The sequence below is a fragment of the Arthrobacter sp. genome (genome assembly GCF_031988865.1).
In the GTDB taxonomy this organism is placed as follows: Bacteria; Actinomycetota; Actinomycetes; order Actinomycetales; family Micrococcaceae; genus Arthrobacter_B.
Genome location: NZ_DALZXY010000010.1, coordinates 1 through 22,700 on the forward strand (window position 1 = coordinate 1; position 22,700 = coordinate 22,700).

18 protein-coding genes and 1 tRNA gene are annotated in these 22,700 nt (G+C 66.4%); 9 read left to right on the plus strand and 10 right to left on the minus strand.

Going from position 1 to position 22,700, the window contains the following annotated elements; all coding sequences use genetic code 11:
- The 6 genes from RTN46_RS03270 to argS all read right to left on the minus strand — a co-directional run.
- The coding region (locus RTN46_RS03270; RefSeq protein ID WP_312178992.1) for a Rho termination factor N-terminal domain-containing protein at nt 1-267 on the minus strand (267 nt) is incomplete at its 3' end.
- Nucleotides 268-707: 440 nt separating this feature from the next.
- Complete coding sequence (gene thrB, locus RTN46_RS03275; RefSeq protein ID WP_312178993.1) at nt 708-1,685, minus strand: homoserine kinase; 978 nt, start codon at nt 1,683-1,685, stop codon at nt 708-710.
- Nucleotides 1,686-1,700: 15 nt separating this feature from the next.
- Nucleotides 1,701-2,825 carry a threonine synthase gene (gene thrC, locus RTN46_RS03280; protein ID WP_312178994.1) on the minus strand — a complete coding sequence of 375 codons (1,125 nt, stop codon included), beginning with the start codon at nt 2,823-2,825 and terminating at the stop codon, nt 1,701-1,703.
- A gap of 4 nt (nt 2,826-2,829) precedes the next feature.
- Nucleotides 2,830-4,128, minus strand: coding sequence for a homoserine dehydrogenase (locus RTN46_RS03285; RefSeq protein WP_312178995.1), 1,299 nt, complete (start codon nt 4,126-4,128; stop codon nt 2,830-2,832).
- Between the two features lie 14 nt (nt 4,129-4,142).
- Complete coding sequence (gene lysA / locus RTN46_RS03290) at nt 4,143-5,573, minus strand: diaminopimelate decarboxylase (protein ID WP_312178996.1); 1,431 nt, start codon at nt 5,571-5,573, stop codon at nt 4,143-4,145.
- Between the two features lie 6 nt (nt 5,574-5,579).
- Complete coding sequence (argS, locus tag RTN46_RS03295) at nt 5,580-7,229, minus strand: arginine--tRNA ligase (RefSeq protein ID WP_312178997.1); 1,650 nt, start codon at nt 7,227-7,229, stop codon at nt 5,580-5,582.
- A gap of 219 nt (nt 7,230-7,448) precedes the next feature.
- On the opposite strand from argS, the gene RTN46_RS03300 reads away from it, so the two are divergent.
- From RTN46_RS03300 to RTN46_RS03320, 5 genes are all read left to right on the plus strand, one after another.
- Nucleotides 7,449-7,925: a hypothetical protein gene (locus tag RTN46_RS03300; protein WP_312178998.1), complete on the plus strand. Its 477-nt coding sequence runs from the start codon at nt 7,449-7,451 to the stop codon at nt 7,923-7,925.
- Nucleotides 7,926-7,935: 10 nt separating this feature from the next.
- A complete protein-coding gene (locus tag RTN46_RS03305) occupies nt 7,936-8,811 on the plus strand; it encodes an FAD:protein FMN transferase (RefSeq protein ID WP_312178999.1) in 876 nt (291 codons plus the stop codon).
- A complete protein-coding gene (locus RTN46_RS03310; RefSeq protein WP_312179000.1) occupies nt 8,808-10,343 on the plus strand; it encodes an oxidoreductase in 1,536 nt (511 codons plus the stop codon). The genes RTN46_RS03305 and RTN46_RS03310 overlap by 4 nt, the downstream gene beginning before the upstream one ends.
- 121 nt (nt 10,344-10,464) lie before the next feature.
- Nucleotides 10,465-10,537, plus strand: a tRNA-Arg gene (locus RTN46_RS03315).
- 227 nt (nt 10,538-10,764) lie between these two features.
- Nucleotides 10,765-11,181, plus strand: a complete 417-nt coding sequence (locus RTN46_RS03320) for a hypothetical protein (RefSeq protein WP_312179001.1) — start codon at nt 10,765-10,767, stop codon at nt 11,179-11,181.
- 22 nt (nt 11,182-11,203) lie between these two features.
- Here RTN46_RS03320 and RTN46_RS03325 read toward each other — a convergent pair whose 3' ends face one another.
- The 3 genes from RTN46_RS03325 to RTN46_RS03335 are packed head-to-tail and all read right to left on the minus strand — an operon-like array spanning nt 11,204 to nt 14,171.
- Nucleotides 11,204-12,409 carry an FtsX-like permease family protein gene (locus RTN46_RS03325; protein ID WP_312179002.1) on the minus strand — a complete coding sequence of 402 codons (1,206 nt, stop codon included), beginning with the start codon at nt 12,407-12,409 and terminating at the stop codon, nt 11,204-11,206.
- Entirely contained in the window at nt 12,406-13,128 is a 723-nt protein-coding gene (locus tag RTN46_RS03330) for an ABC transporter ATP-binding protein (RefSeq protein ID WP_312179003.1), read from the minus strand. Before RTN46_RS03330 ends, RTN46_RS03325 begins: the two co-directional genes overlap by 4 nt.
- Entirely contained in the window at nt 13,125-14,171 is a 1,047-nt protein-coding gene (locus tag RTN46_RS03335) for a secretion protein HlyD (protein WP_312179004.1), read from the minus strand. Before RTN46_RS03335 ends, RTN46_RS03330 begins: the two co-directional genes overlap by 4 nt.
- A gap of 431 nt (nt 14,172-14,602) precedes the next feature.
- On the opposite strand from RTN46_RS03335, the gene RTN46_RS03340 reads away from it, so the two are divergent.
- Complete coding sequence (locus tag RTN46_RS03340) at nt 14,603-16,351, plus strand: pyruvate dehydrogenase (protein ID WP_312179005.1); 1,749 nt, start codon at nt 14,603-14,605, stop codon at nt 16,349-16,351.
- A 26-nt stretch (nt 16,352-16,377) separates the two neighbouring features.
- Here the strand turns inward: RTN46_RS03340 and RTN46_RS03345 are convergent, their stop codons facing one another.
- A complete protein-coding gene (locus RTN46_RS03345; protein WP_312179007.1) occupies nt 16,378-17,370 on the minus strand; it encodes a helix-turn-helix domain-containing protein in 993 nt (330 codons plus the stop codon).
- Nucleotides 17,371-17,451: 81 nt separating this feature from the next.
- On the opposite strand from RTN46_RS03345, the gene RTN46_RS03350 reads away from it, so the two are divergent.
- The 3 genes from RTN46_RS03350 to hrpA all read left to right on the plus strand — a co-directional run bounded on the left by RTN46_RS03350 (nt 17,452) and on the right by hrpA (nt 22,696).
- Nucleotides 17,452-17,652, plus strand: a complete 201-nt coding sequence (locus RTN46_RS03350; protein WP_312179008.1) for a hypothetical protein — start codon at nt 17,452-17,454, stop codon at nt 17,650-17,652.
- 141 nt (nt 17,653-17,793) lie between these two features.
- Nucleotides 17,794-18,774, plus strand: coding sequence for a YafY family protein (locus tag RTN46_RS03355; protein WP_312179009.1), 981 nt, complete (start codon nt 17,794-17,796; stop codon nt 18,772-18,774).
- A gap of 13 nt (nt 18,775-18,787) precedes the next feature.
- On the plus strand, nt 18,788-22,696 hold the full coding sequence (gene hrpA, locus RTN46_RS03360; protein ID WP_312179010.1) for an ATP-dependent RNA helicase HrpA: 3,909 nt from the start codon (nt 18,788-18,790) through the stop codon (nt 22,694-22,696).
- Nucleotides 22,697-22,700: the final 4 nt, after the last annotated feature.

Sequence of the window (22,700 nt, forward strand, 5' to 3'; positions counted from 1 at the left end):
GGCCTTCTCGCCCTGCGGGGCCTCGGACTTGGAGCCGCGGACCGGACGGTCAGCGACTGCGCCACCACGCTGGTGGTTGGAGATGGCCGTAACCAGGTCTCCCTTGCGCATCCGCGAGCCTCCGGTGATGCCCAGCTGGCCGGCCAGTGCCTGCAGCTGTGCAAGCTTCAGGCCGGCGAGCCCGGAGCTCTTGGAAGTCGCCTCACCGTTGGAACCGGCGGATGCTGATGAGTCCACACCTGCAGTCAGGTCGGTGGTATCTGTCACGAAGGATCCTTCCCCCTCGTCGGGCGGTCCGGCGCATTGCCGGCCGCGTTGAATGGCCCTGGAACCGTTGATTCGACATACGGTTCAGGGTTCACCGGTTGCAGGTAGAAATTCCGCAACGGTGAATCTGCTGGTGCCTTGTTTGGAGAGTCCATGGGAGTTTCGGCAGCTTCGCTGCCGGAAAACATCACGATCACTGCTCATGCGACTGACCGTTTCTTGGCAGTCTCCGGAAGGCTACACCGATGCTTGCGTTTCCACGGACTGACTTCACCCTGCCGTCCGAATCGTTATGAACGATGCACGGCTATCAGCTTCTGGGCTGATACCTATGCAAAACGCTCCACAATCCGGGTTAGGGAGGAGCCTCGGTGGTCCACAGAAACGGACGACCATGCCGGTGGAAGCACAAATACGGTCATACATCGAAGTACGGGTATTTACCGCTGGTGCATTACCACTCTAGCACCATCTTGGTCTACGCCAAGCCGCAGCACGCACCAATTCTCCAGGGCCTCCGCGGCAAGGTGCGCGGCAATGAAGGCTTCCGCGGCAGCAGCCTCTTCAGCGCCGGACGCAAGCGTCATAACTGTCGGCCCGGCGCCGGATATCACGGCCGCGAATCCCGCCGCGCGCAGGGCACGAACCAGCGCGGCACTGGGCTGCATTGCCGGTGCCCGGTAGGCCTGATGCAGGAAATCCTCGGTCGCGGCCAGCAGCAGCGCCGGGTCGGTGGTCAGCGCGTGCATCAGCAGGGCAGCCCGGCCGGAGTTCGCGGCTGCGTCCCGGTGCGGCACGCTCTGTGGCAGCAGTCCGCGTGCACTCTCCGTGGAAAGTTCAGTTGCCGGGATGGCCACCACGGGCACAACCTCGGGATGCACCTGTGCCTTGGCGGAGCGGAAACGGCCCGCTTCTTCCCATGAGACGGCAAGGCCGCCACCCAGGGCAGGAGCCACGTTGTCCGGATGGCCCTCCAGCGCCGAGCAGGCGTGCAGCAGGCCGGCGGCGTCGAGCTGTGCTTCCGCAGGGAGCAGGGCGTTGCCTGCCAGCACGCCGGAGACGATGGCCGACGCCGAGGAACCCAGCCCCCGCCCGTGCGGTATGACGTTCTCGCATTCGAGTTCAAAACCGTCGACGCCGTAGCCCGCACTGCGGATCGTATCCGCGATGGTCCGTGCGACGAGGTGCGTTCCATCGCTGGGAAGCGTGGCTGCACCCTCGCCGCGGACCCGGACGCTGATGCGACCGGTGTCGTTCGTCCGGACCCGCACGGTGTCGAACAGGCTCACGGCCATGCCCAGGCTGTCAAAGCCGGGACCGAGGTTCGCACTCGTGGCCGGCACGCTGACGGTGATGTCCTGGCCGGAAGCAACCTGCACGGGTGCGGCCTCGCCGGTGTCCTGGTTTACCTGTTTCACCTGCATCGGCTTCGCTTAGCGGGCGGCCGCGGGGGCGGCCTCTTCGAGGCCCAGCGCTGCAGCAACGCTAACGACGTCGAACTCCACCTTGGTCGGCTCGACGTCCGAACCGTCGGCGGTCCGAAGTGCCCACTGCGGGTCCTTCAGGCCATGGCCGGTGACGGTGATGACGATCTTCTTGCCGGTGGGCACTTCCCCCGCGGCGTGCTTTTTGAGCAGGCCTGCGACGCCGGCAGCGGAAGCCGGCTCCACGAAGACGCCTTCACGGGAGGACAGCCAGCGGTGGGCTTCAAGGATTTCGGTGTCGCTGACCGCTTCGATCAGGCCGCCGGATTCGTCGCGGGCGGCGATGGCCTGATCCCAGGACGCCGGGTTGCCGATCCGGATGGCGGTGGCGATGGTGTCTGGTTCCGTTACCGGGTGGCCCTTGACCAGCGGGGACGCGCCCTCGGCCTGGAAACCCCACATGACCGGTGTCTTGGTGGCCACGGGGGCCAGTTCAACGCCGGCGTTGTTCGTCCAGGGCTGGGCGTATTCCTGGTAGCCGCGCCAGTAGGCCGTGATATTGCCGGCGTTGCCGACGGGCAGCAGGTGGTAGTCAGGAGCGTCGCCCAGGAAGTCCACGACCTCGAAGGACGCAGTCTTCTGTCCTTCGATGCGGGCCGGGTTCACCGAGTTGACCAGGAAGACAGGGTAGGCCTCGGCGAGCTTGCGGGCGACGTCGAGGCAGTTGTCGAAGTTACCGTTGACCTGCAGCAGCTGTGCGCCGTGGGCGATTGCCTGGCTGAGCTTGCCCATGGAGATCTTGCCGTCCGGAACCAGCACGGCGCACGTGATCCCGGCCTGGGTGGCGTAGGCAGCCGCTGACGCGCTGGTGTTGCCGGTGGAGGCGCAGACAACGGCCTTCGCTCCGGCTTCCACGGCGGCGGTCATGGCCATGGTCATGCCGCGGTCCTTGAAGGACCCGGTGGGGTTCATGCCTTCGACCTTGAGGTAGACCTCGTTGCCGGTCAGCTCCGAGAGGGCCTTTGCGTAAACCAGCGGTGTGCCGCCCTCACCGAGGGTGATGACCTCGGTGTTTTCGGTTACCGGCAGACGGTCGGCGTATTCGCGGATAACGCCGCGCCATTGATGAGCCACGGTTCTAGACCCCTTCTACCCGCAGGACGGATGTGACGGAATTGATGACGTCCAGGCCCTTGATGGCCTCAACGGTGGCCGCAAGAGCGGCCTCGGGTGCCCGGTGCGTGACGAAGCGCAGTTCGGCGGACGCTCCGGCTGCATCGGTATGGCTTTTCTGCCGCATGGTTTCGATGGAGACGCCGTGCTCGGCGAAGACCCGTGCGACGGCGGCAAGGACGCCGGTGGCGTCAGCGACGTCGAGTCCGATGCTGTAGCTGGTGGTGACCGTCTCCAGCGGCAGGGCCGGAACGTGCCCGGAAGCGGCCTCAACGCCCATGTGGCCGCCGAGCACCAGGCGGCGGGCGACAGTGACGACGTCGCCCATCACGGCGGAGGAGGTGGGGGTGCCGCCGGCGCCCTGGCCGTAGAACATCAGCTCGCCGGCGTTCTCGGCCTCGACGAACACGGCGTTGAAGGCCCCGCGGACAGCGGCCAGCGGGTGCGTGCGCGGCAGCAGGGTGGGGTGCACGCGGACACTGACACCCTCGGTGCCGTCCGACTCAAACTTCTCGGCAATCGCGAGCAGCTTGATGACAAACCCGGCGTCCTTTGCCGCGGCGATGTCCTGGGCCGTGATGGCGGTGATGCCCTCGCAGGAGACGTTCTTCATCTCGAACGTGGTGTGGAACGCCAGGGACGCCAGGATGGCGCCCTTCGCGGCGGCGTCGTGGCCTCCGACGTCGGCGGTGGGATCCGCTTCGGCGTAGCCCAGGCGCTGGGCCTCGGCCAGTGCGTCAGCGAACTGCGCACCGGTTGAGTCCATCTGGTCCAGGATGTAGTTGGTGGTGCCGTTGACGATACCGAGCACACGGGTGATCCGGTCGCCGGAAAGGCTGTCACGGATCGGGCCCAGGATCGGGATGGCGCCGGCGACGGCGGCTTCGTAGGCCAGGCGGACGCCGGCGGCGTCGGCCTTCTCGTATAGGGCCGCGCCGTCGGCGGCCAGCAGTGCCTTGTTGCCGGTGACCACGGAAGCGCCGTGGCCGATGGCGTGCAGGATCAGGGTGCGGGCCGGTTCAATTCCGCCCATGAGTTCAATAACGATGTCCGCGGATTCGACGAGCGCTTCCGCGTCGGTGGTGAACAGGTCCCGGGGCAGGTCCGCGTCGCGGGGAGCATCCGGGTTACGCACCGCAATGCCGGTCAGTTCCAGGCGGGCACCTGTGCGGGCAGTGAGGTCAGCGGCATCATCAAGGAGGATTCGTGCCACCTGGGATCCCACGTTGCCGCATCCCAACAGGGCTACTTTGAGGGTCTTCATTTCTGTGCCTTCTCCTATGCCGGTTCTGAGACGTCCCGCGCCAGCAGGTCGTCTTCGGTTTCGCCGCGGATGATCAGCCGCGCAGCACCATCACGGACAGCGACGACGGGCGGGCGGGCGATGTAGTTGTAGTTGCTGGAGAGCGCCCAGCAGTAGGCGCCGGTGCCGGGAACGGCCAGCAGGTCCCCGTGGTCTACATCCGAGGGCAGGTAAACATCCCTGACTACTATGTCCCCGCTCTCGCAGTGTTTGCCAACCACGCGCGACATAACCGCGTCATGATTCGAGGTGCGGGAGGCCAGCACGGCGGTGTAATCGGCGTCGTAGAGGACCGGCCGGGCGTTGTCGCTCATTCCGCCGTCGACTGAGACGTACCGGCGGGGAGCACTCCCGCCGCCGGGGGTGTCAACGCGGACCGTCTTGATCGTCCCGGTGCGGTAGAGCGTGAAGGTGGTCGGACCCACGATCGCGCGTCCGGGTTCAATCGAAATACGTGGAACGGCCAGTTCCAGTTCGGTGCAGGTGGCTCCGACGACGGCGGCCATGGCCTTGGCGATTTCCGCCGCGGGGCGCGGGGTGTCGGCTTCCGTGTAGGCGATGCCGTAGCCGCCGCCCAGGTCAAGTTCGGGTAGTTCGACGCCGTGGACCTGCTTGATTTCCGCCATAAACGCCAGCAGGCGGCGGGCAGCAAGCTCAAAGCCGGCCGGATCGAAGATCTGCGAACCGATGTGGCTGTGCAGTCCCAGCAGACGGATCCCGGGATTCCCCAGCGCTGCCGTGACGGCCGCCGCGGCAGGTGAGGCACCCGTTTCCGGATCCGGCGCCATGGACAGGCCGAACTTCTGGTCCTCATGCGCAGTGGCGATGAACTCGTGGGTGTGTGCGTGGACACCGGGGGTCAGGCGCAGCATCACGTTGGCGCGGACACCGCGGCCCTGGGCGATGGCGCCCAGCCGGTCCAGCTCCGGCAGCGAGTCGACGACGATCCGGCCCAGGTCCATCTCCAGGGCGCGGTTCAGCTCGGCGTCGGACTTGTTGTTGCCGTGCAGTCCCAGGTTGGCGCCCGGAATACCGGCACGCTTGGCGACGGCAAGTTCGCCGCCGGAGCAGGTGTCCAGCCGGAGCCCTTCGTCAGCCACCCAGCGGGCAATTTCGGTGCAGAGGAAAGACTTGCCTGCGTAGTAGACGTCCACTCCCCCGCACAATTCGGCGAACGCCGCATCAAAGGAGTCCTTGAAGTCCCTGGCGCGGGCGCGGAAGTCCGCTTCGGAGACCACGAACAGCGGTGTGCCGAACTCGTCGGCCAGGGCCGAGACCGGGATGCCGGAAATCTCCAGTTCCCCGTTGCCGCCGCGGCTCACGTCGCACGCCCAGATGTCTTCGGAGAGTGCGTTGGCGTCTACGGGGTAGCTCAGCCAGTCAGGTGCCAGCTCGGATGCGGTCATGGCTGCCTACATCCGTTCCGGAGCGGAGACACCGAGCAGGTCCAGACCGTTGGCCAGGACCTGGCGGGCCGCGGTGTTCAGCCACAGCCGGGTGCGGTTGACGTCGGTGATTTCCTCACCGTTCTGCGGGGCGATCCGGCAGGCGTCGTACCAGCGGTGGTACGTGCCGGCGATGACTTCCAGGTGGCGGGCCACGCGGTGCGGTTCGCGGAAGGCGCTGGCCTGGGCCACGACGCCGGGGAACTGGCCGAGGGCGGCCAGCAGGGCGCTTTCGGTGGGGTGCGTGAGCAGCGCGGCATCGAAGGCGGAATCGTCCACGCCGGCGGCTTCCGCATTGCGGGCCAGGGCGTAGGTCCGGGCATGGGCGTACTGGACATAGAACACCGGGTTCTCGTTGCTGCGCTTGGTCAGCAGGTCCAGGTCGACGTCGATGTTGGAGTCAGCGGAGAAACGGGCCAGGGTGTAGCGGGCAGCGTCAACACCAACAGCGTCGACCAGGTCCTCGAGCGTGACGACGGTTCCGGCGCGCTTGGACATACGGACCGGCTTGCCATCCTTGACCAGGTTCACCATCTGGCCGATCAGCACCTCGACGCACGCCGGGTCGTGCCCCAGGGCCGCGGCGGCGGCCTTCAGGCGCGCAACGTAACCGTGGTGGTCGGCCCCCAGCATGTAGATGTTGAGGTCGAAGCCACGCTCACGCTTGTTCTGGATGTAGGCGATGTCTCCGGCGATGTAGGCAGCGTTGCCGTCCGACTTGATGACCACGCGGTCCTTGTCGTCACCGAAGTCCGTGGAGTTCAGCCACCAGGCACCGTCCTTCTCGAACAGGTTCCCGGAGCCCTTCAGCTGGTCCAGGAGCTTTTCCACGTGACCGTCCGCATGGAGCGAGTCCTCATGGAAGTAGACATCGAAGTCGACGCCGAAGTTGTGCAGCGATTCCTTGATATCGCCGAACATCAGGTCCACGCCGATGGCCCGGAAACGCTCCTGGGCCTCCGCTTCCGGCAGTTCCATGATGTCCGGTTCAACGGCGAGGACGCGTGCGGCGATGTCCTCGATGTAAGCACCGGCGTAGCCGTCTTCCGGGGCAGGCTCGCCCTTGGCCGAGGCCAGGAGGGACCGGGCAAAACGGTCGATCTGCGCACCGTGGTCGTTGAAATAGTACTCGCGGGTGACTTCGGCGCCCTGGGATTCAAAGACCCGGGCGAGGGCATCTCCGACGGCGGCCCAGCGGGTTCCGCCCAGGTGGATCGGTCCGGTGGGGTTCGCGGAGACGAACTCGAGGTTGATGCGGGTGCCGGACAGGGCATCGGAGCGGCCGTAGGCAGGGCCCGCTTCAACGATGGCCTTGGCCAGTTCACCGGCGGCACCGGCGTCGAGGGTGATGTTCAGGAAACCGGGACCGGCAATGTCCACCTTCGCGACGCCGTCGATCTTCGCCAGCCGGGAGGAGAGGATTTCCGCGAACTGGCGGGGGTTCATACCGGCCTGCTTCGAGAGCTGGAGAGCGATATTCGTGGCCCAGTCGCCATGCTCCCGGTTCTTGGGACGCTCCACACGAACCTCGGAGGGAAGCTCGATGCTGAATTCACCCGCATCGATGGCGTCTTTGAGGCAGGCAGTTACGGCGGAGGAAAGTTCTTCAGGAGTCACCGGTTAAGCATAGCGGGGACACGCACCCCACCCTTATTCCTGCCGTTTGCCGTGCTGCACCCGGGCTGCCGTGCCGGTGCTCCCAGCGCCCGGCAGGAAACCGGCAAGGTTCATGCGCTGTAATAAAGGAGGACGCATCTCCGCGTTGCGCAGCTGACCGGGCTGCGGCGCGCGGTCCGATGCCCCGAGAAGTCCAGCCAGAGACCAAGAGGAGACCCCGTGAACCCCCAGGCCAAGAAGCCCATCCTGACCGTTGTTGCAGGGCTAACCCTCCTGGGGACGGCGGGCTGCGGCTCCAACGGCGCGGCCACTGAGGAGACCAACCCAACAAACAATCCGGAGACCTCCCCTGCGTCGACGTCACCCGCCGGCAGCACGGCAGGCTCCGGGACCGTGGAATACGCGGACGGCGAATACACCGGGACCGGTACGTACATTCCGCCGTCAAACCAGCAGGAGGAAGTCACCGTCAAGATGACGCTCTCCGGCGGCACGGTGACGGCGCTGGAGGTCACTCCGTCGGGCAACAATCCGACGTCGAAGCGCTACCAGGCTGAATTCACCGGCGGGATTCAGGAACAGGTTGTGGGCAAGCCCCTCGACAGCCTGGATGTCGGCAAGGTGGCGGGTTCATCCCTCACCAGCCAGGGCTTCAACAAGGCCCTGGACATGATCAAGGGCGAAGCGGCCGGCTAGGGGCTAGGCAATGGAGTCCTACGGCTTCGAAGCGATCGGCACGCAGTGGCAAGTCAGCACTGATGTGCCGGTGGATACCGCTGCCCGGGAGGCGGTGGCCGGGCTGGTGGCCCAGTATGACGCCGCGTTCTCCCGCTTCCGGCCGGATTCCGCCCTGGCTCCTCTGGCCCGCAGCGGCGGGACCGCCGTCCTGCCCGGCTATTCCGCTGCCCTGCTGCAGCTCTTCGACCGGCTGGAAACCCTGACGCAGGGGAAGCTGAACCCGCTGGTCGGCGGGTCGCTGGAGCAGCTCGGCTACGGACCCGGGTACCGGCTGCGTCCACAGGGCTCCCCGTCCGCGGCGCCCTCCTGGGGGTCCGCTGCTTCCTGGCGGGCGGCGGGGCCTCCGGACACCGTCGCGCTTACCCTGGACCAGCCGGGCACTGTGGATGTGGGCGCCGCCGGCAAAGGACAGCTGGTGGACCTCGTCTGGCAGCTGCTCACCACCCGCGGATATGCTGCCGTAGTGGTTGACGCCGGTTCCGATATGCGCCATTCCGGGCAGATGGGCCTCCGGGTCGCACTGGAGCACCCCTACGACGCCGGAGCGGCCATCGGCGTCGTAGAGCTGAAGGATCGCGCCCTCTGCGCCTCGGCGGCCAACCGGCGGAGCTGGGGCAACGGCCTTCACCACGTCCTCGATGCGTCCACCGGCCAGCCTGTGGACGCCGTGGCTGCGACCTGGGTCCTGGCCGGCGATGCCATGACCGCCGATGGCCTGGCCACCGCACTTTTTTTGACCGATCCCGCCCTGCTTGCAGCCGAGTTCAGCTTCGACTACGTCCGGATGTTCTCCGACGGCAGGGCACAGTTTTCCGATGCTATGGCTGGAGTCCTCTTTTCATGACCGTATCCCTGAGTCCCCCCACCGCACGGCTGCAGCGCCTGCTCGGGAAAATGAGCATGTACCGGATGCTCGTGCTGGCGCTGACTGCGTTGGCCGCCTGGTCATTTGTGCTCTCGCTGACCGGGGCACTTTTCTACACGCCGGCGGAACTGGGGGCGACGCTGGCCACCGCCGTTGTTTCCACACTGGTTGCCAGCCGCGTGATGGGGCTGCTGTTCCGGACTTACCCGCAGACTGACTCGGCGCTGATCACCGGGCTCCTGCTGTTCTTCCTCTTCTGGCCCACTACCAGCGGACCCGAGCTGGGAACCGTGGTGCTGGCTGCCTTCGCGGCTACCGCGTCGAAGTACATCCTCGTCTGGCGCCGCCGGCACATCTTTAATCCGGCGGCTGTGGGCGCCGTCGTAATTGGCCTGACCGGGCTGAACACACCGGTCTGGTGGGTCGCCGCTCCCCTCATGCTGGTCGTTGTCCTGCCCGCGGCCCTGCTGGTGCTTTACCGGAGCCGGCTCCTGCCGATGGCGGGGGTTTTCGTCCTGGTCACCGTGGGAATCGTGAGCGTCCGCTTCGCTGCCTCCGGCGAGTCCGTCCTGGACGGGCTGACTACCGCGTTTACCTCCTACCCCATCCTGTTCTTCGCCGGATTTATGCTTTCGGAACCGCTGACCCTGCCACCGCTGCGCTGGCAGCGGCTGGCAGAGGCTGCCGTCGTTGGTGTCCTGTTCGCCACCCCGCTCTCCTTCGGGCCGGTGTTTATGTCCCCGGAGTTGGCCCTGCTGATCGGCAACCTGCTGGCCTTCGCTGTCGGCCAGCGCGGCGGTATCAGCCTGCGCCTGCGCGAGACGCGGGAGCTGACACCGACATCGCGGGAACTGGTGTTTGAACCGGAGCGTCCGCTGCGCTTCCGGGCGGGCCAGTACGTGGAGCTGAGCCTTCCGCATCCAAATCCGGATGGGCGGGGGCTCCGGCGGGTCTTCAGCATCACCTCGGACCCCGCCGATCCGGGCACGGTCTCCGTTGCCCTGCGGGTTTCCTCCCCCGGAAGTTCCTTCAAAACAAAGCTGCTGCGCGTAAAACCAGGCTCCCGGGTCTCCGCCACCACCGTGGGCGGGGATTTCCAGCTCCCCCGTGATCCGTCGCGGAAGGTCCTGATGGTGGCCTCTGGCATCGGAATCACTCCCTTCATCAGCCAGCTGCGCTCCCTGAGCAACGGACTTTCCGGCGGGGCCAGCGGACGGGACATTGTGCTGGTCTACGCTGCTTCATCCGTGCAGGAACTGGCCTACGCCGCGGAGCTGGCAGGCCTGGGCGTCCGGATCCTTGCGTGCACGCCCCAGGATCCGCAGCGCCCTGGCTGGACCTGGCTTGGTCCCGGCCTGCCGGATGCGCAGCGGCTGCTTGTTGCCGTGCCGGATGCCGCTGAACGCTCCGCGTTCCTGGCCGGATCGCCGTCGGCCGTTGCGTTTGCCCGGAGCGAAGTCCGCCGGGCCGGCGTGCGCCGGATCCACACGGACCCGTTCCTGGGCTATTAGCCCGGGGTTAACCCCGGGTCGGGTTTCCGGGCACCCGCCCGGACCTGCTAAGCTTCTTTAGTCCCTGCAGGACATACCGGTTCAACCACTGATTGCTGGTGGTGATGGTAACCGGTGTCCCGCCCTCGTAGCTCAGGGGATAGAGCGGTTGCCTCCGGAGCAACAGGCCGTAGGTTCGAATCCTATCGAGGGCACGCATGTGAGACGGTCAGGCCGTAACTCCACCCCAGCGGGGGAAGTTACGGCCTGACTTTTTTTGTGGAGTTTTTCCTCCTGCCTAAAAGTTTCCTCGGGCCCCGGCGGCAGGGCTGCCCCTGCCTTCCGGTTCCCACCCCCGGGGCGGAGAATGTCAGCCATAGTGGTGCAGCATTCCCGCCGCACCACGGCAGGCAGAATTCCAGAGTTGAACCAGGAGGCGCCCATGTCCCGGACCCGGCCGGCCCTTGCCGTTATGTTCGGCGCAGCGCTCGCACTGTCCGCCGCGGCCTGCGGAAGCACCACACCCGAGGAGAACACTGCCTCGGCCTGCGCTGCCTACAGCGAGTTCACCGAATCCGTCAGTCAGGCCCGCGAGTCGCTGGATTCCTCCTCCACCATTGAGGAGATCCGGGCCGAACGGGACAACATGGCCAACAAGTTCAATGACCTCGACGCGGCGCTGGAGGATGTCAACGCAGACCGCCGGGCGGCGCTCGAAGACGCCTGGAACACCTTCGACGAGAATGTTACGAACCTCGACGAGTCAATGACCATACCGGAAGCGGTCGATTCCCTGTCCGGGGAACTGGACCAGGTCCGTGATGCCCGCGCCGACCTGCAGTCCGAGCTCGGCTGCTGACGGCTTTTGGTGCGGACCCGGCCTAGTACCGGATCGCGTCGATGACCTTGACGCGTACGGCCACCAGCGCCGGGATCAGTCCAGCGAGCGTGCCGACGGCGGTGGCCGCTCCGAGGCCCAACAGGGCAGCTTCGATCGGGAACGGCGGGAGCTCGGCCACGCCGGAGGCGATCTGCTGCTGGACAATCGGCAGTTTCACGACGGCGATGGCGGCCATGACTCCCACCACTCCCGCGGCAAACGTGGCAACCACGGACTCAAGCATCACACCGAAGAAGATCCTGCCGGACGTCGCCCCGAAACTGCGTCGGATCCCGATCTCCCGGACCCGGTACTTGACCGTCACCATTGAGATGTTCAGCAGGCCAACAGCACCCAGGAGCATCACCATGGCCGCGACCCCGCCGACAACAAGCTGGATAACCGCGTAGGGGTCTCCCCAGGCGGCGTAGTCGTTCCGGTAAACGTTCGCCTGCATGTTGGGGAACTGCGCCACGAGGTCAGCGGTAATGGCCTCCTGCAGCGGTACGGCCAGTTCTTCCGGCACCCACAGCTCCATCATCGGTGTCGCTCCCATGGCGCCGCCTGCCAGTCCCAGCCGGTCAAAGGCTGGGGTCAGCATGTAGACGGCAGGGAATTCCTGCGGGTGGGAGTTTGCCCGTACCCCGGTAATAACCGCGTCCACCGGGGCACCGTTCCAGATCTGCACCACGGGTTCTGTGGACAGGTCCGGGTAGCCCATCCGGGCGTGGAAGGCTTCGTTGACGATCACTGCCGGTGCCAGACGCTGGGAATCCGCCTCGGTGAACCAGGAACCGGACTGCAGGTTTACGCGCCGCATGGTGCCGAAGTCCGCGTCCACAACATGGGTGTCGGTCGGTGCCACACCGTCGGGGAACTGGAAAGGCACCTGGGTGGGGAAATACAGCGAGCCGTATTCGACCGCGTAACGCTCCGCAGCGCCCTCATAGGCCCCGCGCAGTGCTGCGGCATCCGGCGCGGACCCGTCCATGGCGTACACGGACACGCTGAGGGTCGCCGGACGCCCGCTCTGCGACTCGGCGCCCTGGGCCATAGCCGCCCGTGCCATGTCCGCCAGCGCCACCACCGCGGTGAGAGCCGCCACGGAAAGCGCGACGCCGATCAGCGCCAGCAGGATCCTGGCCTTATGGATTCGGAGCTCTGTCCAGGCCTCCACAAGCGAGGCGGTAATTCCCGAGAGGCTCATGCTGCCACCTCCGCTCCCGCGCGCAGATGCCCGCTGTCCAGGAGGTAGTGCCGGTCGGCGAGCGCCGCCACATTGGGGTCGTGGGTGATCGTCACCAGGGCGGCACCGGACTCGGCCACCACCTCGTCCAGGAGTTCCATCACTGCCTGGCCCGTCGCGATGTCCAGCGCACCGGTGGGTTCATCGGCGAGGATCAGCTGCGGACCGCGGACCAGGGCGCGCGCAATCGCCACCCGCTGCTGCTCGCCGCCGGAGAGTTTCTGCGGTTTATCCTGCAGCCTGCCGCCCAGTCCCACCCGGTCCAGCATCTGGGCGGCGATCCGCTCACGCTGCCAGAAGGAACGCCCCCGCGCATAGAGCAGCGGGGTCATGACGTTTTCCAGGGCGGTGCGTTCGGCGAGCAGGTTGAACTGCTGGAAGATAAATCCCACCGAGCTTCCGCGCTTCACGGCCCGGGCATTGCCGCTCATCGACTCCACCGGGACACCGTCAAACTCCATGCGTCCGGTGGTGGGAACGTCCAGCATGCCGAGGATGTTCAGCAGCGTTGACTTGCCGGAACCGGAGCGGCCCACAACAGAGAGGTGGTCACCGCCGTGGATCAGGAGGTCGACGCCGTCGAGGATCCCCAGGACTGCGCCGTCGGGCAGCACCACGCTGCGCGTGACGCCTTCCAGGGATACCAGCGGGGTGCTCCGCGGGGTCAGTTCCAGGCTCATCCGCCCATCACTCCGGGCCCGTACATCATCTGCTGGTCGTCCTGGGGCGATTCGGCGCCGGGGACGAACTGCAGGATCTCCTCACCCTCACTGAGGCCTTCGGTGACTTCCACCAGCTGTCCATCCGTGAGGCCCAGGCTGACCGTCCGCTCCTCGGAGGCGCCCGGAGCCGTGACCACCCAGACGACGCCGTTCTGCACCACGCCCTGCACCGCCGTCGTTGGTACCGTCACGGCGTCAAGGGCCTGGCCGGCCGTGATGGTGATGGAAGCTCCGAGACCGGCGAAGACCGAGACGCCCTCCGGAACGGAGCAGGTCACGGTGCCGGAACCCTGCCCGCCGGGATCCCCCTGCGGCCCGGCCGGGGCCTGGGCCTGGGCCTGGGTGGTGATGCCTTCCGCTGCGGGAGCCGTCTTGCCCATGGTGACGTCGCTGCACGCAAAGGGAGCGGGCCCGCCCTTGATCGTTACTTCGGCGGTGTTCGGCCGGTCCAGGATGCGGAACTGCTGATCGGTGGTCAATCCGCCCTGGACGGAAAACGTGCCGGGGTCGATTGAGGCAATTTCTGTTCCCACGCTGACCTGCTGGTTCAGCAGCACCGGGAAGCTGCTCAGGGTTCCTGACTCCGTGGCAGTGACGTCAATGAAGGTGTAGAGCGGGGCAGCGGGTGCCGGGGCGGACTCGCCGTCGGGGACAGGCTGCGGCGCCGGCTGGTCCTCCACGAGCTTGCGGACCTGGAAGAGCCGGTCGCCCTTCTCGATCTGTTCCCCTGCCGCCGTATCAATGTAGACAACCGATCCGTCGGTGGTGCTGCGCACCGGAACGGCCGGATCCGAAACCACGGATCCCTGGACGTCGACTGTGTTGGTGATGGTCCCCCGGGCGGCCTGCACCGTAGCCGTCTGAAGCTGCGCTGACGGGGCCTCGGTTCCGGCCTGGGCGCTGAGCCCATCGAGGAAGGCCAGCTTGAACAGGGCCGCGGCTATAACCGCGAACACCACCAGCCAAAGGACGGGAAAAACGATGCGCCTGGCAACACCCATGGGGCTCTCCAATTGAGGATAGAGACCGCTGCCGGGTGGGGCCAGCCGCGTACTTTTTTACCCGGGAACCGGCACCCTGCCTGTGCAGAAACGCCTTATGTCCCGGTTTGACTGGGATGGACGCTATCACCAGATCCGGGCTGCTCCGGGGATGAAACGGTGCTTCCGGAGAATTTCCATCCTCCAGGTGGAGACATTCCATCCTCCAGGCTGAATCGGTGTGTCTGCGGCCGGGCGCACCTGCCGTCCTGGGCCCTGCGGCCCGCCGGGCAGACTTGGTGGGCGCAACAGCGGTGCGTAGCATTGGAAGTCCGGTCGGCAGCATGCTTCCCTTCGGAACGGTTGTGGCTGGCCGGAGTACGTCTTCATTCCGCCAAACCACCCACCGGGTGCCAGCCGGACGACTGGCGCCCAGTAGCCGGGAGCACCTCATGTCCAAGCAGCTCGCCACCCAACTGATCGAACAGCTTCGCTCCGCAGGAGTCGAGCGCATCTACGGAATCGTCGGGGACAGCCTGAATCCGATTGTGGACGCTGTGCGCCGCACCGGCGGATCGAAGCAGGGCGGGATCGACTGGATCCATGTCCGGCATGAGGAAGCCGCCGCGCTGGCTGCCTCCGCGGAGGCCCAGTTGACGGGAAAGCTGGCGGTCTGCGCAGGGTCCTGCGGGCCGGGGAATCTCCACCTGATCAACGGCCTCTATGACGCCAACCGCAGCGGCGCGCCGGTGCTGGCCATTGCCTCGCACATCCCCAGCGCCCAGATCGGCAGCGGATTTTTCCAGGAGACACACCCGGACCGGCTCTTCACCGAGTGTTCGGTGTATTCGGCCCTGGTCAGCACCACCGACCAGGCCCCGCGCGTTATGCACAGCGCGATCCAGCACGCCGTTGCCCTGAAGGGGGTCTCGGTGGTCACCATCCCGGGCGACATCGCCGGGATGGAAGCGACGGCTCCCACTCCAGCCGCAGCCCACTTCCAGCCGGCCGCGGTGGTTCCGGCAGCCGAGAGCGTCACCGAGCTCGCTGCGGCCGTGAATGAGGCCACCAAGGTTGCGCTCTTCGTCGGGATCGGTGCGGAGGGAGCCCACGACGCCGTGGTGGAGCTTGCAGCGAAGATCAACGCGCCGGTGGGCCATTCGCTCCGGGGCAAGGACTTCATCCAGTACGACAATCCCAACGATGTAGGCATGACCGGGCTGCTGGGCTACGGAGCGGCGGCCGAGGGAATCAAGGAAGCGGACCTGCTGATCCTGCTGGGCACCGATTTTCCGTACAACCAGTTCCTTCCAGACACCAAGACCGCCCAGGTGGACCGTGCCGCCGAGCGGCTGGGCCGGCGCACCGACGTCGATATTGCAGTCCATGGCGATGTCCTGGCCACACTGGAGGCACTGCTGCCCCTGGTGGAGAAGAAGAAGGAGCACCGGTTCCTGGATGACATGCTGAAAAAGCACGACCGGCTCATGAACAAAGCCGTGGGCGCGTATACGCAGAAGGCGGAAAAGCTGCGGCCCATCCACCCCGAATACGCTGCCTCCCTCCTGGACGAGGCAGCGGCGCGGGACGCCGTTTTCACCGCTGACACCGGTATGTGCAACGTCTGGACTGCCAGGTACATCAATCCCCTCGGGACCCGCCGCCTCCTGGGCTCCTACCTGCACGGCACCATGGCCAACGCGCTCCCCCATGCCATGGGCGCCCAGGTCTCACATCCCGACCGCCAGGTGGTGGCGGTCTGCGGCGACGGCGGACTGTCAATGCTGCTCGGCGAACTGCTCACCGTCCGGATGTACAACCTGCCCCTGAACGTGGTGCTGTTCAACAACTCCACCCTGGGCATGGTCAAGCTGGAAATGCTGGTGGACGGGCTGCCCGACTACGCAGTGGACGTCCCGGATACCAACTACGCGGCCATTGCCTCCGCCATGGGTTTCCACTCCGTGCGGGTAACCGACCCCGCGGAGATCATGAACGCCTACCGCGCGGCGTTCGCGCACCCGGGACCGTCCTTCGTGGAGCTGATCACCGACCCCAACGCCCTGTCCATCCCGCCGAAGATCACCACCGAGCAGGTGCGCGGGTTCGCCACCGCCATGTCCAAGGTGGTGCTGAACAAGGGTGCCGGCCAGGCCGTCAGCATGGCGCGCAGCAACCTGCGCAACATTCCGCGGGGGTAGGCAGGTTTCCGGGGGCTAAAGGAGCTTCAGCTGGCGGACCTGGACCGGATGCTGACCGGAGCTCCGCCCCGGAACGCCCGGCGGTACGCAGCCGGGCTGATGCCGACGTCGCGGTTAAAGTGGTGCCGCAGCAGCACGGCCTGCCCGAATCCGACGGCGCGGGCCACTTCCTCAATGGTCAGCTCGGATTCCTCCAGGAGTTCCTGTGCCTGGAGGACCCGCTGCGCGTTGATCCAGGCGGACGGGGTGGTGCCGGTTTCCGCCTTGAACCGCCGCGCGAAAGTCCGTTCGGACATATGCGCCCGTTCTGCGAGCGCAGCCACGGAATGCTCTTCCTCCAGATTGGTGTTGATCCAGACCAGCACGTCTTCCAGGGTGTCGCAGCCGGTGATCGAGAGGGGACGGTCCACATACTGCGCCTGCCCGCCGTCCCGGTGGGGTGGCACCACCATGTCCCGGGCGATCGCGGCTGCCGGCTTGGCGCCCACTTCCTGGCGCACCAGATGCAGGGCTGCATCGATTCCCGCCGCTGTTCCGGCGCTGGTAATGACGGTGCCGTCCTGCACGTAGAGGACGTTCTCGTCAACCAGCACGCGCGGATAGGCGGCAGCCAGTTCATCCGAGTACCGCCAATGGGTGGTGGCCTTGCGGCCGTCCAGAATGCCGGCTTCAGCCAGGGCGAAGGATCCCGTGCAGACAGACATCACCCAGGCACCGCGCTCCTGGGATTCGCGAAGCAAGTCCAGCACTGCTTCCGGCATACCGGCGGCGTCCACCCTGCCAAACGGTGCCATGACCACCAGGTCAGCGCTCCGGGCGGCGTCCAGGCCCTTGGGGACGTCGATGCTGAACCCTGCCCCGGTCCGCACGGTGCCCGGCTCAGCGGTCACGATGGTGAAGTCGAAGCGGGGAATTCCGGATCCGCGGGCAGACCGGTCGATTCCGAAGATCTCCCCGAGCAGGCCCAGCTCGAAGATTCCCACGTTGTCCAGGGCAATAACGGCTACGGATTTGAGCATGTCCAAAGTATGGCAGTTTATTATTGGTCATGGTCATTTCTGCCACTTATTTTTTTCGACAGACAGGACGAGCCTTAAGTCATGGACCTCTTTCTGATCACCCTCCTAGCCGTTCTCCTCATCAGCAGCATCGTCTCCGTAGCCATCAGCATCCGCCGAGACGGCCGCGGCCACCTTCCACCGGTCCCGTCCGGGCGCCCGTGGAACGGCAGCGAGCTCGCGGATGTCAGTGCCCTGCGCGAGATGTACAACGACCAGCAGTACCAGCCCCGGTTCCGTTAGGCCTCTTCACTGCAGGCCTGCCGTACCTGTCCCCCGGGCGCCGCTTCTTCCAGGCGCCCGGGGGCTCTTCTCTCTAACGGCCCGGGTTCACTGATTTAGATCAGGACAGCTTCTGTCCGCATACCGGAGTAGCTTGGTCCCATGCTCGAGACATCCGCCAGGCTGCTGCACCTGCTCTCCCTGCTTCAGCTGCGCAGGGAATGGACCGGAGCGGCGCTCGCGGACCGCATGGCGGTCACCGAACGGACGGTGCGGCGGGACATCGGCAAGCTCCGGACCCTTGGGTACCCCATTTCCGCGTCCCCCGGCATCGCGGGCGGCTACCAGCTGGGCGCCGGCGCGCAGCTGCCGCCTCTGCTGCTCGACGACGAGGAAGCCCTCGCCGTTGCCCTGGGCCTGACCGCCGTCGCCTCCGGGCCGGTGTCCGGCATTGGCGAGGCCTCGATCCGGGCGCTGGCAAAGCTGGAGCAGGTTCTGCCCGCGCGCCTGCGGCCAAAATTCTCCTCCCTGCGCCAGTCCGTCAGCGTGCTCGCCGGCCCGGCGGCCACCGCCTCGGCAGTGAATCCGGATATCCTCACCGCGTTCTCCACCGCTATTTCGGAACGGCGGGTCACCGCATTCCGGTACCAGGGCCTTGAGGCAGCCGAAGGGCGGCGGATGGTGGAGCCCTACAAGCTGGTCAGCACGGGCCGGCGGTGGTATTTGGTTGCCTGGGATGCGGACCGCCAGGATTGGCGCACATTCCGGGTCGACCGCTGCCAGTCCATTCCCGTCCCCCGAGAACGGTTCGTGCCGCGGCCGCTGCCGGCCCGGGACCTGGCCGCCTACGTCCAGGCTGCCATCACGCGCAGCCCCTACCGGTACGACGTCGTCCTCCGGATCGCGGCACCGCTGGGCGCCGTTGCCGAACAGGTTCCTGCCGAGGTGGCCGTCCTGGAAGCCGATGGCCCCGGCCACACTCTGCTGCGGAGCGGCTGGGATTCCCTGGAGCTGCCGCTGATCCGGATTGCCGGGCTGGGCATTGAGTTCGAGATCCTGGCACCCGAGGAGATGCGAGTGCAGGCCCGGGAGGTAGCCGGGCGGCTGGCCAGGGCAGCCGGGCCGGCACCGCGCACGCACTAGACTGGTGCCAACTATGGCACTGACAATTTCCTACCCCGAACAGCTTCCCGTCTCGGAACGCCGCGAAGACATCATGGCGGCCATCGCGGCCAACCAGGTGACCGTGATCGCCGGTGCCACCGGCTCCGGCAAGACCACCCAGATCCCCAAGATGTGCCTGGAACTGGGGCTCGCGGAGAACGGGCTGATCGGACATACGCAGCCGCGCCGGCTCGCGGCGCGCACCGTTGCCGAGCGCATCGCCGAGGAACTCGACGTCGAAATCGGCGCCGAGGTCGGTTTCCAGGTCCGGTTCACCGGTGAAGTCAGCCGTGATACCAAGGTCAAGCTCATGACCGACGGCATCCTGCTCGCGGAAATCCAGCACGACCGCAAGCTGAAGAAGTACAGCACCATCATCATTGACGAGGCCCATGAGCGCAGCCTCAATATCGACTTCATCATGGGCTACCTCAAGCGGCTGCTGCCCGAGCGACCCGACCTGAAAATTATCATCACCTCGGCGACCATCGACCCGGAGCGCTTTGCCCGGCATTTTGCCGGACCGGACGGCGCCCCGGCGCCTGTTATCGAAGTTTCCGGGCGCACGTTCCCGGTGGAAATCCGTTACCGTCCCCTGAACCAGCCCGCCCTCGGGGCGCTGGAGGAGAACGAAGATGAACTCGAGGAGGACCGCGATCCGCTCGACGCCGTCTGCGACGCGGTTGACGAGCTGTCCCGGGAGTCTCCCGGCGACATCCTGATCTTCTTCTCCGGTGAACGGGAGATCCGCGACGCCGCCGATGCCCTGCGGGGAACCCTGGCGCGCAATCCGCGGCTGGCCAATGCCGAAATCCTGCCCCTGTATGCCCGGCTGTCCCTGAGCGAGCAGCACCGGGTGTTCACCCCCGGCAAGCAGCGCCGGATCGTGCTGGCCACCAACGTCGCCGAAACCTCCCTCACGGTGCCCGGGATCAAGTACGTGATCGACACCGGCACCGCGCGCATCTCACGGTACTCACACCGCACCAAGGTCCAGCGCCTGCCCATCGAGAGGATCTCCCAGGCCTCAGCCAGCCAGCGCTCCGGACGCTGCGGCCGCGTCTCGGACGGCATCGCCATCCGCCTGTATTCCGAGGAGGATTTCGAGGCACGCCCGGAGTTCACCGATCCGGAAATCCTGCGGACAAACCTTGCGGCCGTGATCCTGCAGATGGCATCGATGGGCGTGGCCCAGGGGCCCAAGGACGTGGCGGATTTCCCGTTCGTCCAGCCTCCGGACTCCAAGGCAGTGAACGACGGCGCGCTGCTGCTGCGCGAGCTCGGCGCCCTGGCGCCCAAGGGCGGGATCACCGCCGTCGGCCGCAAACTGGCCCAGCTGCCGGTTGATCCGCGGCTCGGCCGGATGATCGTGGAGGCCGGCGCCCGGAACTGCACCCGCGAAGTCATGGTCCTGGCCGCCGCGCTGAGCATCCAGGATCCGCGCGAACGGCCGTCGAAGGACGATCCGGCGCGGGCCCAGAAGGCCGCCGAACTGCACAAGCGTTTTGTGGATGAGAACTCGGACTTCACCGGCTTCCTCAACCTCTGGCGCTACGTCCAGGAAAAGCAGAAGGAACTCTCCTCCTCCCAGTTCCGCAAACTGTGCAAAAACGAGTTCCTGAACTTTATGCGCATCCGCGAATGGCAGGACCTCTTCGCCCAGCTCCGCCAGCTGGCGAAACCGCTGGGCATCACGCTCTCCCCCGGCGAGGTGGACCCGGTGGGACGCGAGAAGGACGTGCACATTTCCCTGCTCTCCGGGCTGCTGAGCCACATCGGCCTGTATGACCAGCGCAAGCGCGAATACGCCGGCGCCCGCGGCACGCGGTTCGCGGTGTTCCCGGGCTCTGCCCTGTTCAAGAAGTCGCCGGACTGGGTCATGGCCGCCGAACTCGTAGAGACTTCACGGCTTTGGGCGCGGATTGCCGCCCGCTTCGATCCGCTCTGGGTCGAGGAAGTCGCGCCGGACCTGATCAAGCGCACGTACAGCGAGCCGCACTGGTCCAAGAAAAACGGCTCGGTCATGGCGTACGAAAAGGTCACGCTCTACGGCGTTCCCGTTATTCCGCGCCGCAGCGTGAACTACGGCCGGATCGATCCGGTGCTCTCCCGCGAGATGTTTATCCGGCATGCCCTGGTGGAGGGCGACTGGCGCACGCACCACAAGTTCTTCCACCGCAACCGGGCCCTGCTGGCCGAAGTGGAGGAACTGGAAACCCGGGTCCGCCGCCGCGGCCTGCGGGTCGACGACGAGACCCTCTTCGAGTTCTACGACGAACGCGTGGGCCAGGACGTGGTCTCCGAACGGCACTTCGACAAGTGGTGGAAGCATGCCCGCCAGGAAAATCCGGGGCTGCTGGACTTCGACCCGGATGCCCTGCGGACGGACGACGCCGCAGGCCTGGACGAGAACGACTTCCCGAAGGTCTTTAGGTACGGCAGTTTCGTGCTGCCGCTCTCCTACGAATTCACCCCCGGGGTCCCGGGGGCGCACGACGGCGTGAGCGTCGAGGTTCCGGTCCTGTTCCTGAACCAGCTGGACGCCGAACCGTTCCGCTGGCAGATTCCGGGCCTGCGGGCCGAACTCATCACCGCGCTGATCAAGTCCCTGCCCAAGGCGGTGCGGAAGAACTTCATTCCGGCGCCGGACGTGGCGCGGGCGGCGGCCTCCGCCCTCGCGGCGGACTTCGATCCGGCGTCGGATCCATTGGAACCATCCCTGGAACTGGCACTTCGCCGGCTCAAGGGGCACATTATTCCGCCCGGTTCCTGGAACTGGGATGCCGTGCCCGAACACCTGCGGATGAGCTTTACGGTGGTGGACTCCGCCGGCCGTGTCCTGGATGAGGGCAAGGACCTTGCCGCCCTGCAGGAGTCCCTGGCACCTGCCAACCGGCGGGCGATCGCGGAGTCCCTTGGCGCCACGCCGGGAACCGTCAAACCCGCGGACAAACCTGCGCGGGGGAAACCCGGCCGGCCCCTCCGGGCCACCGCCGCCCCTGCGGCCAACGGCCAGGGCGCGCCGTCGTTCCGGGAACAGACCGGCCTGACCGAGTGGAGCGTCGGCACCATTGAGCGGCAGGTCGCCCGCGAGGTGGCAGGCCACACGGTCACGGGTTATCCCGCCCTGGTTGATGAAGGCAGCACCGTTGGCCTGCGCGTGTTCCAGAACGTCCCCGAGCAGGAAGCAGCCATGCGGGCCGGCGTTATCCGCCTGCTGGCACTGCGGGTCCCCAGCCCGGCGAAGTACGTCCTGGAACACCTGAGCAACGCGGAGAAGCTGACCTTCAGCCAGAACCCGCACGGCAGCGTGGCAGCACTGATCCAGGACTGCACGCTGGCGGCCATCGATAAGCTCACTCCGGAGAAACTGCCCTTCTCACGCGTTGAGTTCGATGCCCTGTACGAGAAAGTGCGGGCAGAGCTGATTGACACCGTGTTCACGGTGACGGCGATCGTGGAGAAGGTGCTCTCCAGCACGCGGCGCATCCAGAAGCAGCTCAAGGGCACCACGTCCCTGGCGTTGATCTCCGCCCTGAATGACGTCCGGGCCCAGCTCGAGCGGCTGGTTTACCCGGGCTTTGTGGCGCGCACGGGCTACGCCCAGCTGGCCCAGCTGCCGCGCTACCTGGCCGGGATTGAGCGGCGGCTGGAAAAGCTGCCGACGAACGTCCAGCGGGATTCGCTGAACATGGCGGTGGTGCAGGGGCTTGAGGACGATTATGACGACGCCGTGGCGGCCCTGCTGCCCGGTGCCGGCATGCCGCCGGCCCTGACCGAAGTGCGCTGGATGATCGAAGAGCTGCGGATTAGTTTCTTTGCCCAGGAACTGGGAACGGCCCGGTCCGTTTCAGAGAAACGGATCCGGACCGCAATGAACCAGGCGCTGGCTCCCGCTTAGGCGG

Bases quoted from the DNA above. Each gene is read 5' to 3' on its own strand.
- RTN46_RS03285 (WP_312178995.1), bottom strand. From the start codon at position 4,128: ATGAAGACCCTCAAAGTAGCCCTGTTGGGATGCGGCAACGTGGGATCC.
- lysA (WP_312178996.1), bottom strand. From the start codon at position 5,573: ATGACCGCATCCGAGCTGGCACCTGACTGGCTGAGCTACCCCGTAGAC.
- RTN46_RS03305 (WP_312178999.1), top strand. From the start codon at position 7,936: ATGGAGTCCTACGGCTTCGAAGCGATCGGCACGCAGTGGCAAGTCAGC.
- RTN46_RS03310 (WP_312179000.1), top strand. From the start codon at position 8,808: ATGACCGTATCCCTGAGTCCCCCCACCGCACGGCTGCAGCGCCTGCTC.
- RTN46_RS03320 (WP_312179001.1), top strand. From the start codon at position 10,765: ATGTCCCGGACCCGGCCGGCCCTTGCCGTTATGTTCGGCGCAGCGCTC.
- RTN46_RS03325 (WP_312179002.1), bottom strand. From the start codon at position 12,409: ATGAGCCTCTCGGGAATTACCGCCTCGCTTGTGGAGGCCTGGACAGAG.
- RTN46_RS03330 (WP_312179003.1), bottom strand. From the start codon at position 13,128: ATGAGCCTGGAACTGACCCCGCGGAGCACCCCGCTGGTATCCCTGGAA.
- RTN46_RS03335 (WP_312179004.1), bottom strand. From the start codon at position 14,171: ATGGGTGTTGCCAGGCGCATCGTTTTTCCCGTCCTTTGGCTGGTGGTG.
- RTN46_RS03340 (WP_312179005.1), top strand. From the start codon at position 14,603: ATGTCCAAGCAGCTCGCCACCCAACTGATCGAACAGCTTCGCTCCGCA.
- RTN46_RS03345 (WP_312179007.1), bottom strand. From the start codon at position 17,370: ATGCTCAAATCCGTAGCCGTTATTGCCCTGGACAACGTGGGAATCTTC.
- RTN46_RS03350 (WP_312179008.1), top strand. From the start codon at position 17,452: ATGGACCTCTTTCTGATCACCCTCCTAGCCGTTCTCCTCATCAGCAGC.
- RTN46_RS03355 (WP_312179009.1), top strand. From the start codon at position 17,794: ATGCTCGAGACATCCGCCAGGCTGCTGCACCTGCTCTCCCTGCTTCAG.
- hrpA (WP_312179010.1), top strand. From the start codon at position 18,788: ATGGCACTGACAATTTCCTACCCCGAACAGCTTCCCGTCTCGGAACGC.